Raw genomic sequence first — 16,167 nt, 5'->3', positions numbered from 1 at the left:
TACAGCAGCATGCAGTCCTAGCCCTGAGCCACACTTGGCCTTAAGCTGCGCGGGCCATGACGGTCGTTACTGTGGACGGAGAGATGCCCATGCGAATTCTATTGGTTGAAGACAACCGCGATATCCTGGCCAACCTGGCCGATTACCTGGGACTCAAAGGCTATACCGTGGATTGCGCGCAGGATGGTCTGTCTGGCCTGCATCTGGCGGCCACCGAGCATTACGACTTGATCGTGCTCGATATCATGTTGCCCGGCATCGATGGCTATACCTTGTGCAAGCGCCTGCGCGAAGATGCCCGGCGCGAAACGCCGGTGATCATGCTCACGGCCCGCGATCAACTGGACGACCGTCTGCAAGGCTTCAAGTCCGGCGCCGATGATTACCTGATCAAGCCGTTTGCCCTGTCTGAACTGGCGGCGCGTATCGAAGCAGTCATGCGCCGGACCCAGGGCGGCGGGCGGCGGACCTTGCAGGTCGGCGACCTGAGCTATGACCTCGATACCCTGGAAGTCACCCGCGAAGGCCGATTGCTGAAACTCAACCCGGTCGGCCTGAAATTGCTGGCCGTATTGATGCAGAAAAGCCCTCATGTGCTGCGCCGTGAAATTCTTGAAGAAGCGCTCTGGGGCGATGACTGCCCGGACAGCGACAGCCTGCGCAGCCATGTCCACCAACTGCGCCAGGTGATCGACAAGCCGTTCGCCAAGCCGTTGTTGCAAACCGTTCACGGCGTGGGGTATCGCCTGGCCGAGGGGCGTGATGGAGTTTAAGCAGAGCCTTTCCCAACGCATCATCATTGCCTTTGCGCTGATGAGTGCACTGGTGGCGGGTGCCTTTGCCATGGGCATCGTGGCGACTGTGCACCTGGTGGAGGAAAAACTGATTTCGGCAGGCCTGGGCGGTGATTTGCAGCGCCTGTTGCTGATGGACAATGTCACGGACTGGAGCCATCGCCCCGAGCCGGACCAATTGTTCTACTTCAGCAACGGGCCAGGCGATTTCAGGTTGCCCAAGGATTTGCGTCATCTGGAGCCGGGTTTTCACGAAGTCTTCCGTGAAAACCTGTCGTACCACGCCATGGTCGAAATCGTCGACGGCCGACGTTACGTGCTGTTGCAGGACCAGAGCGACTTCGAAGAGCGCGAGCGGGTGCTGTTTGCCGTGGTGCTGGTGGGTTTCGTGCTGAGCCTGGCGCTGGCGGTGTTTCTCGGCTGGGTCCTGGCACGCAAGGTCATGGCGCCGGTGGTGCGGCTGGCCCGGCAGGTACGCCATCGCGATCAACTGCTCGGCCTGGCCCCACCTTTGGCCCCGGACTATGCCGCCGACGAAGTGGGCGAATTGGCCGTGGCCTTCGACGCTACCCTCGGGCGCTTGCGTCAGGCCCTGACCCGTGAGCGCTTGTTTACCAGCGACGTCAGCCACGAATTGCGTACGCCCCTGATGGTATTGGCCAGTTCCTGCGAGTTGTTGCTGGAAAACCCCGGTCTCGATCAGCGTGGCCGCGCCCAGGTCGAGCGCATCGCCCGGGCCTGTGAAGAAATGCGTGAGCTGGTGCAAACCTTCCTGATGCTGGCCCGTGCCCAGCGCGAAGACGCCGGCATGTCGCCGCAACAGCCACTGGGCCAGGTGGCCGAGGGCCTGATCGGTCTGTGGCGCGGACCCATTGAAAGCAAAGGGTTGAAGCTGATCTTCGAACCGGGCAGCCCTGAGGCCAGGAGTTACAACGCGACGCTCCTGCACGCGGTGATGGGTAACTTGCTGCGCAACGCCTTGCATTACACCGAACGGGGCTTCATTCGCCTGAGCCTGACGGGCACGGGATTTCTGGTCGAAGACAGCGGAGTGGGCATTCCCGAGGAAAAGCGCGAGGCGATGTTCGAACCCTTCGTTCGGGGCACTGAAAAACGCGGGGAAGGCTTGGGCCTGGGGCTTTCACTGGTGCAGCGGATCTGTGAAAACCAGGGCTGGAGCGTCAGCCTGACTACGATGGAGCCCAGTGGCTGCCGTTTTCAGGTGGAGCTCTCCCGAACTTGATCTGTTGAGTCCGTCGTCCAGAAAACCCTATCAGTTCAGTAAAGCCTTGTAATAATTCCGGGTTTCCCATAACGATATTTTCACAAATGGATGACCAGTCACCGACACCACAAAATCTAAGGTAGTTGCATCAGAAGTTCAGGAGCCCTGATGATGGACGGCCCGATCAAGCTCGATTTTTCAGAAAAGTACGACGATCAACACGCGCAACGCTATTTGCGCAAACACCAGGAAGGTCTCGGCCGTCGATTGTCTCACTGGCGTGACGAACAACTGGCGCGCAAGGCGCTGGCCTTGGTTGGCGAGCCTGGTCTGGTCCTCGATTTACCTTGTGGTGCAGGGCGTTTCTGGCCCTTGTTGGCGGAAAAATCCAACCGTGTGATCATCGGTGCCGATAACTCGAAGTCCATGCTGAAGGTTGCAACCCAGGCGCAACCGGCCGATGTGGTGAAGCGGGTACAACCCTTGCACACGTCTGCATTCGACATCGCCTTGCCGGACAACGCCGTCGACAGCATTTTTTGCATGCGCTTGCTCCACCACATCGGTGAAGCCGGGCATCGCATGGCTATTTTGCGTGAATTCGAGCGGGTTTCCCGCGACAGCGTGATCCTTTCGCTGTGGGTCGATGGCAACTTCAAGGCCTGGAAACGCAAGCGTTCGGAGAAAACCCGTGGGCAGGAAGGTTACCAAAACCGGTTTGTGTTACCGGTCGCTACTGTAGAGACGGAGTTTGAGCAGGCGGGTTTCCGAATCCAGGAACAACTGGACTTTTTGCCGCTCTATGCCATGTGGCGAGTTTACGTATTACGCAAGAGGTAACAGGATGGCAGTGCAGTGTGCAGCAGAAACGGAAGTCGTTCCCCAGGACCGCTTCGATTACTTCTGGAATCAGCGCGGTGAATGGGTAGAAGAGCCCAACGTCCGTCGCGGCGGGGAAAGCGGCGTTCAACGCCTGATGGGCAGTGATGGTCAACTGCTCTACGTCAAGCGCCAGACCGGGCATATCCATCGTAGCTTGCAGCACCCTTTCGGGCGGCCTACGGTCATGCGCGAGCATGCCGCGCTCACCGGTGTGACCGCGCTTGGCGTACGGGTTCCGGAAATCGTTTTCTGTGGGGCACAGCGCGATCCTGTGCACAAGTGGCGTGCCTTGCTGGTCACCAAGTCGCTGGACGGCTTCGAGGAAATCGATCGCTGGTACGCCGGTGGCGGTCGCGAACGTCATGGTGAAGCCATACACGAACGAGTGCTCAAGGACCTGGCTGAAAACCTGGCTCGCATGCACAAGGGCCGCTGGCAGCACGGTTGCCTTTACGACAAGCACGTATTCGTTCGCGTGACCGGTGAGGGCGAGACGGCCAAGGTCGAAGTGGCCCTGATCGATCTGGAGAAATGCCGACAGCGTTTGACGGCCCATCGCGCAGCTGTCCATGACTTGAAGCAATTGCGTCGCCACTCGTCGTTCAGCGACGCAGACTGGAAAAAGCTCGTCTATTTTTATGAGACGGCGTTTGGCAGCGCTATCAAGGGTTTATAGCGATGAAACTCGAAATTGCACGAGGTTTGTTTCTGGTAGGAGCCTTGGCAGTTGCATCGATCGCGATGGCAACCTGGGAGCAACCACGCCCCCAGGTTCTCAGCTCGATAAACGCAGAAGAACATTGTCCGTTGCCGCGGGTTGCGAAGGCATCCGTGGCCACTCGACCTGATCATGATCTATTGCTTTTCATGTTCGGACTTTCTCAGGGACTGAGGCCGCAAAGTTGAACCGATTGAAGCCAAAATGAAAAGGCCTCGCACCAACGAGGCCTTTTTTTTTGCCCGGATTTTCAACCTGCACGATTCAATGTGGGAGCGGGCTTGCTCGCGAAAGCGGCTCAACATTCAACAACGATGTTGTCTGACACACCGCTTTCGCGAGCAAGCCCGCTCTCACAGGTTTTTCTGCGTCAGGGTTTATCCGGCTTGGCCAGCATCGTGTAGATGCAAGGCAACACAAACAGGGTGAACAACGTGCCGATCGACATGCCGGTCGCGATGACCGTACCGATGTCGAACCGGCTGACCGCGCCAGCACCGGTGGCGATGATCAATGGCACCATGCCAAACACCATCGCCGCGGTGGTCATCAACACCGGACGCAGGCGGATGGCCGCCGCTTCCTCCACCGCTTCCCGTGCCGTCAGGCCCTTGTCCTTGCGTAGCTGGTTGGCGAACTCGACGATCAGAATGCCGTGCTTGCTGATCAGCCCGATCAGCGTCACCAGCCCGACCTGGGTGTAGATGTTCATGCTCGACCACCCCAGGAACAGCGGAATCAACGCGCCGCAGATGGACAGGGGCACGGTGACCAGGATTACCAGCGGGTCGCGGAAGCTTTCGAACTGCGCCGCCAACACCAGGAAAATGATCGCCAGTGCCAAGGCAAAGGTGACCCACAGGGCACTGCCTTCCTGAACATACTGCCTCGACGCACCGGCGTAGTCGAAGGCAAAACCGACCGGTGCCTCTTCCCGGGCGATCTGGCGCACGAGGTCGATGGCTTCCCCCATGCTCACCAGTGGCACGCCGGACAGAATGGCGGAGTTGAGTTGCTGGAACTGGTTCAACTGGCGCGGTCGGGCACGGTCGGTGACGGTGATCAGGGTCGACAACGCCAACAGCTCGCCCTGGGTGTTTTTCACGTAGTAATTGTTCAGCCAGTCCGGATTGTCGCGGAACGTTCGCTCGACCTGGGCAATGACCTTGTAGCTGCGACCTTCGATGGTGAATCGGTTGATCTCGGCTTCGCCCAGCAGGGTCGCCAGGGTTCCCCCCAGATCCTGCATGGAAACCCCCATCTGCGCTGCCTTGGCGCGGTCGATGTCCACCACCACTTCCGGCTTGTCGAAGGCCAGGTCAACGTCGACAAATGCAAACTTGCCGGATTCCATCGCCCGTTTTTTTACCCGCTCGACCACTTGCAGCAGCAGTTCGTAATCGTTGGAGGAGTTGATGACGAACTGGAATGGCAAGCCTTCGCCGGTGCCCGGCAGGGACGGCAGGTTGAAGCCGAAAATCTGCAACCCCGGGATGCTTTCCAGTTTGGCCTGCACCTCGGGCAGGATCGCCATTTGCGTGCGACTGCGCTCGTCCCATGGCTTGAGCAGGAAACCGCCGATGCCCGATTGCACGCCGGTGAAACCGTTGATCTGGAATGACGAGTAGTACTCGGGAAACGACTTGAAGATCGCGACGAACTCGTCGGTGTAGGTGTTCAGGTAGTCGAGGTTGGTCGGTTGCGGGGCGTTGGCAATCATGAAAATGATGCCCTGGTCCTCATCCGGCGCCAGTTCCGATTTGGTGAACTTGAGAAGGACCGGAATCAGGCACAACACGATCACGGCGAACACCAGCACTACCGGGCGGGTGTTGAGGGTGCCGTGAAGCAGGCTCTGGTAGCGGCGCTTGAGGCGTTCGAAGATCATGTCCAGGCGATGGGCCAGGCCACTGGGGTTCTCGTCGTGACGCAGCAGAAACGCACACATCATCGGCGACAGGGTGAGGGCGACGATGCCGGAAATCACCACCGCGCCGGCCAGGGTCAGGGCGAACTCCTTGAACAGCGCCCCGGTCAGGCCGGTCAGGAAACCGATCGGCGCATACACCGCCGCCAGGGTGATGGTCATCGAGATCACCGGCATGGCGATTTCCCGGGCGCCTTCAATGGCGGCATCGAACGGCGTCTTGCCTTCCTCGATGTGGCGATGAATGTTTTCCACCACCACGATGGCGTCGTCCACCACCAGGCCGATGGCCAATACCATCGCCAGCAGGGTGAGCAGGTTGATCGAGTACCCCATCATCTGCATGAAGAACATGACGCCGATCATCGACAGCGGGATGGTCACCACCGGGATCACCACCGAGCGCAGGGCGCCAAGGAACAGGAACACCACCACGATCACGATCAGCACCGCTTCGAACAGCGTTTTCACCACTTCGTCGATCGAGGCCTGGATGAACAGCGTGGCGTCGTAGGCGATTTCACCCTTGAGGTTCGGCGGTAGCTGGGCCTCAAGTTCCGGCATGATCTTGCGCACTTCCTTGATCACATCCAGCGGGTTGGCGGCAGGTGTCGCCTTGATGCCGATGTACACCGAAGGGGTGCCACCGAAGGAGCTGATGGAGTCGTAGTTTTCCGCACCCATTTCCACGCGCGCCACATCCCGCAGCAGCACACGGCTGTCGCCATCGACCTTGAGCGGAATCGCTCCGAAGGCCTCGGCGGACTTGAGTTCGGTATTGGCGTTGATGCTGGTGACCACGTACTCGCCCTTCACCTCGCCGGCGGCCGAGAGGAAGTTGTACTGGCGCACCGCGTTGGTCACATCGCTGGCACTGAGGCCGAAACCCGCGAGCTTCACCGGATCCAGCCACAGGCGCATGGCAAATACCTGGTTGCCGAGGATTTCGGCCTCGGCCATGCCGGGCAAGGTCGCCAGTTTGGGCTGGATCACCCGCGACAGGTAATCGGTAATCTGCGGGTTGCTCAATTCCTTGCTGAAGAAACTCATGTACATCAGTACTGACGCATTGGCAGATTCTTTGCTCAGCACCGGGTCTTCTGCGTCCTGGGGCAGCTGGTTCTTGACCTCGTTGGCCTTGGCCAGCAGTTCGGTAAACAGACGGTCGCTGTTGGAGCCGACGCGCGCGTAGATCGAGATCACCGAAAAGTTCTGGCGACTCACCGAGGTCATGTAGTCGATACCCTCGGCGCTGGCGAGGCTTTGCTGCATCGGTTGGGTAATGTAGCCCTGGATGGTCTCGGCGTTGGCTCCGGGATAGGCGGTGGTCACCGTGATCAGGGCGTTTTCCATTTGTGGATACTGGCGCAGCGGCAGCTTGCTCCAGGCCTGAAAGCCCAGCAGCACAATCAGCAGGCTGACAACGGTTGCGAGAACCGGGCGGCGAATGAACGGATCGGTAAAAGCCATAGGGGTTCCTTGATCAGTCCGCGCGAGGCGGGCTGTTCTGCCCGGCCAGGGTCTTGTCGTCGCTGATGGCAATGTGCGCGCCGTTATCCAGTTTGAGCTGGCCGGCGGTCACCACTGTCTCGCCGCTCTGCACGCCTTTGGTGATCATCACTTGCCCATCGCGGCGTTCGCCGGTCTCGACAAAACGCCGTTCGGCGATCAGCACCGGCTGGCCCTTGTCGTCCTTTACCAGGCTGCCATCTTCGGCCTTCTTTGGTACGGCCACATACACCGAGTTGCCGTAGAGCGTGTAGGTAATCGCGCTTTCCGGCACCACGATGCGCGGTTGCGGGTCGGGCAGGAGCACCTGGAGGTTGGCGAACATGCCTGGCATCAACTTGCCATCGGGGTTGGCCAGGGTGGCGCGGACCTGCACGTTACGGGTGCTGTTCTCGACTTTGGGGTTGATTGCACTGATGGTGCCCGGGTACTCCTGGTTCGGATACGCCGCGACAATGACCTGCACTGGCTGGCCGAGTGCAATCTTCGGCACCGACTGCTCGGGCACAAAAAAGTCCACATACAGGCTACTGAGGTCTTGCAGGGTGGCGATCATGGTGCCACTGGCAAGATAGTCGCCAACGTCTACCTGACGAATGCCGATGGTCCCGCTGAAGGGCGCGACGATGCTTTTTTTGCCGAGCGCAGCCTTGAGTTGATTGACTGTGGCCCTGCTCTTCTTCAGCACCGCCGAAAGTCGGTCGAATTCGCCTTTGGAAATGGCCTGGCTGCCGACCAGTTGGCTACCGCGACCGTAATCGAGCTGTGCCAGCCCGAGGTCGGCCAGAGCCGTTTCCAGCAGGGCACTTTCAACGGCGCTGTCCAGGCGCAGGAGTGGTTGACCGGCCTTGACCTTTTGCCCTGACTCGAATTGCAAATCGATGACGGTGCCATCGGTCTCCAGGCTCAGGTCCACGCCCTGCAATGCCTTGAGCGTGCCAACGCTAGGCAGGCGGGCTTGCCATGGGCGCTCGGTGGCGGTGGCCACGGCAACGCTGATGGCCGGTTTAGGCGCAGAGAAGCCTTGAACCATCGTGTAGATCGAGAAGGCTTTGTATGCGGCCAGGACCAGCACAATCAGTAGAACCACACCCAACATGATCAGCATGCGGCGACGCAGCATATTCCAGTTCCTTGGAGAAAATCAGGTGAGACAGCAGGGCACATTACCGGGAGTCTAGAGGTAATCCAACTGCCGTTTTTACAGGTTGTGAGGTATTAGAGGGGGGAAAGCCTGAAAAGATTCGCCGTCTCGGGTCGCGCTGCGGGGTGTACGTCATCCCGATGCCGGTGCGGCCCAAGGCGGCGATCTTTTCAATGATTCAGGCCATCAGATGCAGATGGTTGTCCCAGAGCCCTGCGGGTAGCTCCAGCGGTTTGGCGACCAGGTTTGTCTGGCGGCAGTCGTAGTAACGGCAGCGCCCCTGGCCCGAGGTCACGACAAAACCATCGGCCACGGCGCCGACCCCGGCGCAATCGGGCAGGGGGGCATCCAGGCGTACTTCACCGCTGTCCAGGTCCCAGATGAAGAAGCGGTTGCCCCGCGGCGCAGTCAACGCCACCAGGCGCAAGTCGTTGTGCACCGCGACGCTGGCGGTGTAGTGCCCCATGGCCTGCAACTGGTGCTCGGGCACCGGGAACGCCACGAAAGGTTGACCAGGACGCTTGATCGCCAACAGCTCCGACGACTCGTGGGCCGCGCCCATGAACTGTTGGCTGGCGACGATGGTGCCGTCGCTGGCGATGGCCAGATGGCGCACGCTGTTCATCTGCTGGGCGAGGGTTTCCTTGCTCAGCAGGGTGCCGTCACGTTGCATCAGGACCAGGCTCGGTTCCATGGCGTTGAGGTTCATCTCCACCCGGCTTTCGGCCTCGGTGCGAATCCCGCCGTTGGCCACCACCAGGGTTTCACCATCGGGCATCCACGACACCTGGTGCGGCCCCAGGCCGTGGGTGGAAATCTCGCCGCTGTGCACCAGCCTTTCACCTTCGAACTGATACACGCCGAGCAGGCCGCGGCCCGGGTCGGTGGTGTCATTTTCGGTGGCGTACAGCCAGTCGCCGCTGTGGTGAATGACCGCGTGTCCGTAGAAGTGCCGGTTGGGCTGCGACACCACGGTTTGCAGGAGGGCGCCGTCGCGCAGGTCGATCAGGTAGCTCTCGGTGCCCGGGCGGCGGGCGACGAACAGTGCAATGGGTTGTGTCGGGTGGTTGATGATGTCGTGGCAACGCTGGCCGACCCGGGTGGCGAACACCTGGGTACCATCGAGCCGATAACCGACGGCGTAATGCTGGCCATCGGTATCGTCCCGTGCCGAAAGCAACAACGGACTCCTGTCTTTTTGCTTGAACAGCTTCCAGCCGCCCAGCGTCACCGCACCCAGCAGCAAACTCCCTAATGTCAGAACCTGGCGTCGCAGCATGGAACTGGCCCTCATCAGTCACCGTCGTTGGCGTTGAAGCCCAGCTGGATGCCCAATGCCTTGGCCAGATCGGCCTCGTGCAGGCGATGGACGACGTTGAGGCTGTCATACAGCTCGTTGAGTTGCTGGCGGCCGGCCTCGTCATTGAGCATGTCAGTCAGCGAGCGCTGGTTGCCGGCAAACAGTTTCAGCGAGGCGGCATAGGCGGCATCGATCTTGTCGGCCAACGGCTTCTGCTCGCTTGGCAACAGTCCGCGCAGGCCTTTGTTATCCACACCTTCCCAGACCGTTTTGGCGGCCGCGAGGCTGGCTTCGAGGCTGGTCAGGGACGACTGGCTGCGCCAGGCATCGGCCTGGAACGGTTGTGGCACGCCCTTGCTCTGGCGACCCATCGGCGTGCCGAGTTTTTTCTTCAGGGTGTCGATGGCGGTGACTTGAACCCGCAGCAGATCGGCGATCGCTTCGTGGGAGTCGGCGTAACGCTGGTTGGGGAATTTGCTCATCTGCGCGAGCATGCCGTCAGTGTTGTTCCAGGTTTGCAGAATCTCTTCGGCCAACTGTTTCTGGCGTTCGCCGATGGCGATCAGCAGTGGGCAGTATTTGCTCTTCTTCTCTACGTTGGCCACGTCAGGCTTGCTGTCGAACAGAATGTATTCGTAGGCCGAGAGGCCCTGCACCACGACACTGGACTTGGCCAGCGCTGCAACATCGATCTGCGGCTGGGCGCTGACCAGTTGCTCGACCTGACGGCCGACCAGGTTTTTCTTGTCCGGCCAGAACTGCACTTGCCACGAACGGTTGCCTTCGGCCAACGGCCCGATCAGCAGCGGTTGCAGCTCGGCCCAGGCTTTTTGCGCATGCAGGAAGTCGGCACGGGCGGTTTCCAGGGTTTCCTTGCCTTCGCAGTAGGCGAGGGCGCTGACTGCCAATTGACGGTCGGCTTCAACCCAGCGGGTGTAGGTCGGCAGGATCACCGACTTGGCGATGGCCGCCGACGTGACCGCTTGCGGATCCTGGGGCGAGCAGGCGCCCAGGGCGAGGGCGGCAAGGCTGGTGAACAATAGTTTGGGACGGAACATGTCGGGCTCCCGCGAGTGGAATGCGTGTTAAAGGGAATTCAGGAACGCCAGCAACGCGGCGCGCTGCTCGGCATTGAAAGACAAAACCTGTTGCTGCGCCGCTGTCGCCTCGCCGCCATGCCAGAGCACGGCTTCGAGCAGGTTGCGGGCGCGGCCGTCGTGCAGGAACTGGGTGTGGCCGCTGACCGCCTGTGTCAGGCCGATGCCCCACAACGGCGGGGTGCGCCATTCGCGGCCACTGGCCTGGAATTCGCTACGGTTGTCGGCCAGGCCGTCGCCCATGTCGTGCAGCAGCAGATCGCTGTAGGGGCGAATCACTTGATTGGCCAGCTCAGGTTCGGCGGCATTGGCGGTGGTGGTGTATTTCGGTGTGTGGCAGGACTGGCAACCGGCCTGATAGAACAAGGTTTTGCCGGCCAACACTTCAGGTGCGTTGACGTCACGACGGGCCGGTACGGCGAGGTTACGGCTGTAGAACAGCACCAGGCGCAGGATGTTATCGCTGACTTCCGGCTCGCCATCAGGGCCGTCGCCGCTGGGTGCCTGTTTGCAGGCCGTTTGCGCGTCCGTGCAGTCATCAAAGGGCCGCAGGCTGGTGGTGAGGCCCATATCGCCCGAAAACGCGTGAACATTCTGTTGATTGAGGTTCGGTTGTCCGGCTTTCCAGCCAAATCGTCCAAGCACCGTCTTTTGCCCGGCGTCATCCCAGACCCGGTTCGGTCGTCCGCTGATGCCGTTGTTCGCCTTGGCCTGTGCCTCGGCGTTGGCCAGGATCGCCTCGTCAGGGATCGCCTCGAGCAGGCCCAGGCCAATCATCGGCGGCGCTACGCGCGCCGAAAAACGGGTGTCGGGGTGCATCGGGCCGTAGCCCAGCTGGGTGATGTTCAGGCTCGGTTTGCGCAACTCGACTTCGGTGCCGTCCTTGAAGCGAACCGGCACGGCGGTGTAATCGACCCGCACTTTGCCTTCGGGGGCTACGCCGGGGACGGCCATGTCCTGGAACTGACCGCCGTAGACGGGCTCCGGCACCACGCCGATCTGCTCGATGACCTTGGCATACGCCGGGGCGTCGGGAATCGACAGGCGTACCAGCATCGACACGGCGTTCACGTCGTCCGCAGTCGGCGGATGGCCGCGTCCGTCCTTGATGTGGCAGCCCTGGCAGGCATTGGTGTTGAACAACGGGCCGAGGCCATCGCGCGCGGTCGTCGTCGAAGGGGCGATCACCCAAGGGCTGCGGAAGAAGCTGTTGCCGACGCTGAAATCCACACGCCGGGACGGCGGCAGGTTCGCCGAGGGCATGGAAAACGCGTTCTGATCGGTCTTGCGCACCGTCGCACTGCCGCCGGAGCGAGCTTCGCCGGGTTCTGCCTGGGTGAATTTCGGGGCGTCATCGCAGGCACTCAGGCCCAGGGCCAGAAACAGTGCGGACAAGCGAAGAGGCAGCGAGGGCATCAGGGATCCTGCAAGACGAGCAAAACAAGGGCGCAAAGTCTAACAGGGGATGGGAATTTGAATAAGAGGAATTATCGTTTGCTTGATGTGGGGCAGGTTATTTGTCTTACCCATAACCCCCTGTGGGAGCGGGCTTGCTCGCGAAGGCGGGGTGTCAGTCCCCATGGAGGTTGCCTGACACGACGCTTTCGCGAGCAAGCTCGCTCCCACAATGGGATGTGTGTAGCAGATATGAAAAAGGCGACCCGAAGGTCGCCTTTTTCATTCAGCCAGCGTTGATCAGAATTCGTGATCAGCGTTGTCCGGGTTCAGGTCGTTGATGCCCAGTTTGCCAGCGGCGGCTTCGATCGAACCGGTCTGCTTGACCAGCGCAGCGATGGCGTCACGGACGATCTGATTGCCTGCGGTGTTGCCGGCAGCGATCAACTGGTCGTAGTGCTCGCCCTTGTTGGCGTGGTCGACCATGACTTGAAGCTTGGCTTCGGTAGCGGCCAGGTCGTCTTTGAGCGCGGTGTCGGCAGCCGGGTCGGCCTTGGCCACCAGGGAGGACAGGCTGGCGCCGGTCATTTTGGTGCCGTCGACACGGGTGTATTCGCCCAGGTACACGTTACGAATGCCCTTGGCATCGTAGAAGTGCGAGTTGTGGGTGTTGTCGCTGAAGCAATCCTGTTCGTCTTCAGGGGAATTGGCTTCCAGGGAAACCTTCATGCGCTCGCCCGCCAGTTCGCCCAGGGACAGACTGCCCATGCCGAACAGCATTTTGCGCAGGCCGGTTTCAGCTGGTTCTGCTTCCAGGGTGGCGCGGTAGTTGTCGGCCACGTTCGGCTTCCAGTTACCGACCATTTCTTCCAGGTCGCTGACCAGCAGCTGAGTCACGGACTTCAGGTAGGCACGACGACGATCGTTGTGACCGCCGGTAGCCCCTTTGCCTTCCAGGTAGTCCGAAGCCGGACGGTTGCCGGCGCCAGGGCCGGTGCCGTTCAGGTCCTGGCCCCAGAGCAGGAATTCGATGGCGTGGTAACCGGTGGCGACGTTGGCCTCGGAACCGCCCAGCTCGTTCAGGCTGGCGAGTTTTTCCGGGGTGATGTCTTTGACGTCGACCTTGTCTTCGCCGATCTGCACTTGAGTGTTGGCGATGATGTTGGCGGTGGCGCCCGGGTTGCCCAGGGCGTGCTCGTAGGACTTGTCGACGTAGTCGATCAGGCCTTCGTCCAGCGGCCAGGCGTTCAACTGACCTTCCCAGTCGTCAACGATGGTGTTGCCGAAGCGGAACACTTCGCTCTGCAGGTAAGGCACGCGAGCGGCAACCCAGGCAGCCTTGGCGGCTTTCAGGGTGTCGGCGTTCGGCTTGGCGAGGAAGGCGTCTACGGCGGTTTGCAGGGTCTTCGCGGTGGATTCGGCATCGCTGTAAACGGCGAAAACGATGTCGGCGTAGTGAGCGACAACGGCTTTGGCGGCGGCTTCGTCGACTTTACCGGCAGCGGCAGGCGCAGCAGCCGGGGTGGCCGCGGTGCTGGCAGCTGGCGCAGGCGCGGCAGCTTTTTCTTTGTCACCTTCGCCGCAACCGGCGAGGGAAATAGCGATGGCCAACAGACTGGCGGTAGCCAGAGGCATACGAATCATGGCGAACATCCTGCTTCGATAGGGGTGGAGTGGCGCTATGCGCACGCAAAACTGCGACATAATGCAAATCTTTCGCATTATGTGTAAAGGGTTGTAGGTGGAAATATTTCTTATTCACGGATCCCTGTAGGAGCGAGCTTGCTCGCGATGGACGTCAACGATAACGCCGGGAACCTGATACCCCGCGGTGTTCTCAAGTTCATCGCGAGCAGGCTCGCTCCTACAGGGGGGTTACAAAATAGCGGCGTTGCTGCGCTGGGCCTGTTTCAAATAGAGGCCCAGTTCCCGCGCCGGCAATGGCTTGCTGTAGTGATAACCCTGACCTTCGTGGCAGCCTTCGGAAATGATGTAGGCCTCTTGTTCGGCGGTTTCCACACCTTCGGCAATCACCTGCATGCCCAGGCTCTTGCCCAGCTGGATGATGGCGCGAACGATGGTTGCATCGTCGTCGTCATCGAGCAGGTCCTGAACGAAGCTCTTGTCGATCTTGATCTTGTCCAGCGGCAGGCTCTTGAGATAGCTCAAGGATGAATAGCCGGTTCCAAAGTCATCGATGGCGATCAGCGCACCGGAGCGGCGCAGGCTCAGCAGATGCTGGGCTGCGGTGCTGATGTCTTCCATCAGGCCGGTTTCGGTGACTTCCAGTTCCAGGCTGCGTGGCGGCAGGCGGTACATTTGCAGCAGGTTGTTGACCACCCGTGGCAGTTCGGCATGGTGCAATTGAACCGTGGACAGGTTGACCGCCATGCGCAGGTCACTGAAGCCTTGGTCATGCCACTCGCGTAATTGTTTGCAGGCCTGGTCCAGCACCCATTCGCCGATGGCAATGATGGTGCCGTTCTGTTCGGCCAGCGGAATGAACAGGTCCGGTGGCACCATGCCGTGCTCGGGGTGTTGCCAGCGAATCAGGGCTTCGACGCCCACCACGCGGTTGTCGCGGTAACTGATCTGCGGCTGGTAGACGAGGTAGAACTGATTGCGGATCAGCGCATCGCGCAGGTCTTTTTCCAGTTCGCGGCGGCGGCGCATTTCGGTGTCGACGCTGGCGATATAGAACTGATAGCGGTTGCGCGAACGGGTCTTGGCCAGCGTCATGGTCTGCTCGGCCTTTTGCAGCAATTTCTCGGTGCTGTCACCGTCCTCGGGGAACAGGGTGATGCCGATGGTGGCGCGCAGGCGGATCTCCTGATGGTCGAGGGCAAACGCCGCTTCGAGATCATCGAGAATGCTTTGTGCCAGCTCGGCGGCCTCGTAGGGTTGTTCGATATCGGCCTGGACCAGGGCGAACTGGTCGCCACCGAGGCGGGCGAGGGCACCCAGGCGACCGCTATGGCCACGCAGGCGATCGGCCAGGGCCAGCAGCAACTGGTCGCCGGTCTGGTAGCTGAACTGCTCGTTGATGCCCTTGAAATCGTCGAGGCCGACACACAACACCGCGACCCGGCGCTGCAACCTGCCGGCGTCGATGAGGATCTTGTCCAGTTGCTGCTGCAATTGCTGGCGGTTCGGCAGCCCCGTCAGGAAATCGTATTGGGACATGCGCAACAGGCTGTTTTCCGCCTCGTGGCGCAGATGGGTGTTGCGTTCGATGGACTCGAGCAACTGGTTGGCGGTGTTGATCCAGATGCCCAGTTCGTTTTTCTCGTGGCCCTTGAGCAGCGGAATCTTGTGTTCGCTGGGACGATCCGGATTGATTTCCGTGAGGTGCTCGATGATTCGCGACAGCGGCTTGGTCAGCAGCCAGTGATAGACCAGATACAGCACCAGCCCCATGGCGAGCGCGCGCAGTACGCCGGAAATGAAGATGATCACCGAGCTGACAATGAACCCCTGGCCGTAAGTGGCGGTATCGAGGGTGATGCTCAGGTCGCCGTAATATTCGCTGTAGGGCCCGCGACCGACCAGCTGGGTGGTGAAGGTGCGTTCCTTGCCGAGAATCAGGTCGGTCAGCCAGCGGCTGTGGGAGTGCTGCAATTCGCGGGTTTTTTGCGCGAGCATGGCTTCGTTGGGATGGCCGATGGAGGCCTTGCGCACGGCGGCGTCCTGAAACAGGCCTTCGATCACCTGCATGCCCATTTCCCGGTCCAGGCTGTAGACGGCCTGGGTCGAGGGGTCGCGAAACATGTCGAGGATGCGTTCGGCATCGTTGGCGACGGCCTGGCGTGTTTTATAGGCATCGAACACGATTTGTGCGCAGCTCAAGACCACGCCGACGATCAATGCCGACAGGAGCACGACCCGGAGCAACTTCACCGACAAGCTGTTCTTGAGTTCCAGCTTCAAAGGGATATTCCTTGTTCCGTGCGGGTAGTATCAAGTTGCCATGAGTATTGGCAATCCCGTGATGGCAGTCAAAGGGACAATCATCCTTGGGGGATTTTGCCTGCAGCTTGGCTGATTTGCAGTTGTCTTGACGAGTTAGCCTATTCGCACTGTGTCGGTTGTCGAGTCCTTCAACTTTAGGGGAGAGGGTGGAGATATTTTCCTTTTGTTTGATGTTAGCCGTCTGTGGCGGTGGGCAAGGGGGGGAGG

Annotated in this window: 12 protein-coding genes; 5 read left to right on the top strand and 7 right to left on the bottom strand. The window is 60.4% G+C overall.

Going from position 1 to position 16,167, the window contains the following annotated elements; translation table 11 throughout:
- Nucleotides 1-89 precede the first annotated feature (89 nt).
- The 5 genes from colR (at nucleotide 90) to AC3WN7_RS04215 (ending at nucleotide 3,807) form a co-directional block, all read left to right on the top strand.
- Entirely contained in the window at nucleotides 90-773 is a 684-nt protein-coding gene (gene colR / locus AC3WN7_RS04235) for a two-component system response regulator ColR (protein WP_007985839.1), read from the top strand.
- Entirely contained in the window at nucleotides 763-2,037 is a 1,275-nt protein-coding gene (locus AC3WN7_RS04230) for a sensor histidine kinase (RefSeq protein WP_102673352.1), read from the top strand. Before colR ends, AC3WN7_RS04230 begins: the two co-directional genes overlap by 11 nt.
- Nucleotides 2,038-2,190: 153 nt before the next feature.
- Nucleotides 2,191-2,859, top strand: coding sequence for a class I SAM-dependent methyltransferase (locus AC3WN7_RS04225; RefSeq protein ID WP_102673351.1), 669 nt, complete (start codon nucleotides 2,191-2,193; stop codon nucleotides 2,857-2,859).
- A 4-nt stretch (nucleotides 2,860-2,863) separates the two neighbouring features.
- Nucleotides 2,864-3,577: a lipopolysaccharide kinase InaA family protein gene (locus AC3WN7_RS04220; protein WP_095965454.1), complete on the top strand. Its 714-nt coding sequence runs from the start codon at nucleotides 2,864-2,866 to the stop codon at nucleotides 3,575-3,577.
- Between the two features lie 2 nt (nucleotides 3,578-3,579).
- A complete protein-coding gene (locus AC3WN7_RS04215; RefSeq protein WP_080925402.1) occupies nucleotides 3,580-3,807 on the top strand; it encodes a hypothetical protein in 228 nt (75 codons plus the stop codon).
- A gap of 182 nt (nucleotides 3,808-3,989) precedes the next feature.
- On the opposite strand, the gene AC3WN7_RS04210 is transcribed toward AC3WN7_RS04215, so the two are convergent.
- From AC3WN7_RS04210 to AC3WN7_RS04180, 7 genes are all read right to left on the bottom strand, one after another.
- Nucleotides 3,990-7,016, bottom strand: a complete 3,027-nt coding sequence (locus tag AC3WN7_RS04210) for a multidrug efflux RND transporter permease subunit (RefSeq protein WP_102673349.1) — start codon at nucleotides 7,014-7,016, stop codon at nucleotides 3,990-3,992.
- Nucleotides 7,017-7,029: 13 nt separating this feature from the next.
- Nucleotides 7,030-8,178 carry an efflux RND transporter periplasmic adaptor subunit gene (locus AC3WN7_RS04205; protein WP_102673348.1) on the bottom strand — a complete coding sequence of 383 codons (1,149 nt, stop codon included), beginning with the start codon at nucleotides 8,176-8,178 and terminating at the stop codon, nucleotides 7,030-7,032.
- A gap of 199 nt (nucleotides 8,179-8,377) precedes the next feature.
- On the bottom strand, nucleotides 8,378-9,478 hold the full coding sequence (locus AC3WN7_RS04200; RefSeq protein ID WP_102673347.1) for a DUF1513 domain-containing protein: 1,101 nt from the start codon (nucleotides 9,476-9,478) through the stop codon (nucleotides 8,378-8,380).
- A 14-nt stretch (nucleotides 9,479-9,492) separates the two neighbouring features.
- Nucleotides 9,493-10,557 carry an imelysin family protein gene (locus AC3WN7_RS04195; RefSeq protein ID WP_102673346.1) on the bottom strand — a complete coding sequence of 355 codons (1,065 nt, stop codon included), beginning with the start codon at nucleotides 10,555-10,557 and terminating at the stop codon, nucleotides 9,493-9,495.
- Between the two features lie 27 nt (nucleotides 10,558-10,584).
- Complete coding sequence (locus AC3WN7_RS04190) at nucleotides 10,585-12,012, bottom strand: di-heme oxidoreductase family protein (RefSeq protein WP_102673345.1); 1,428 nt, start codon at nucleotides 12,010-12,012, stop codon at nucleotides 10,585-10,587.
- A gap of 279 nt (nucleotides 12,013-12,291) precedes the next feature.
- Nucleotides 12,292-13,635: an imelysin family protein gene (locus tag AC3WN7_RS04185; RefSeq protein ID WP_102673344.1), complete on the bottom strand. Its 1,344-nt coding sequence runs from the start codon at nucleotides 13,633-13,635 to the stop codon at nucleotides 12,292-12,294.
- Between the two features lie 231 nt (nucleotides 13,636-13,866).
- Nucleotides 13,867-15,918, bottom strand: a complete 2,052-nt coding sequence (locus AC3WN7_RS04180) for a putative bifunctional diguanylate cyclase/phosphodiesterase (protein WP_095965447.1) — start codon at nucleotides 15,916-15,918, stop codon at nucleotides 13,867-13,869.
- Nucleotides 15,919-16,167 lie beyond the last annotated feature (249 nt).

This window comes from Pseudomonas sp. FW305-70 (assembly GCF_058783925.1).
The sequence above is the reverse complement of the archived record's forward strand: the minus strand, read 5'-3'. Positions and strand labels throughout refer to the sequence as shown.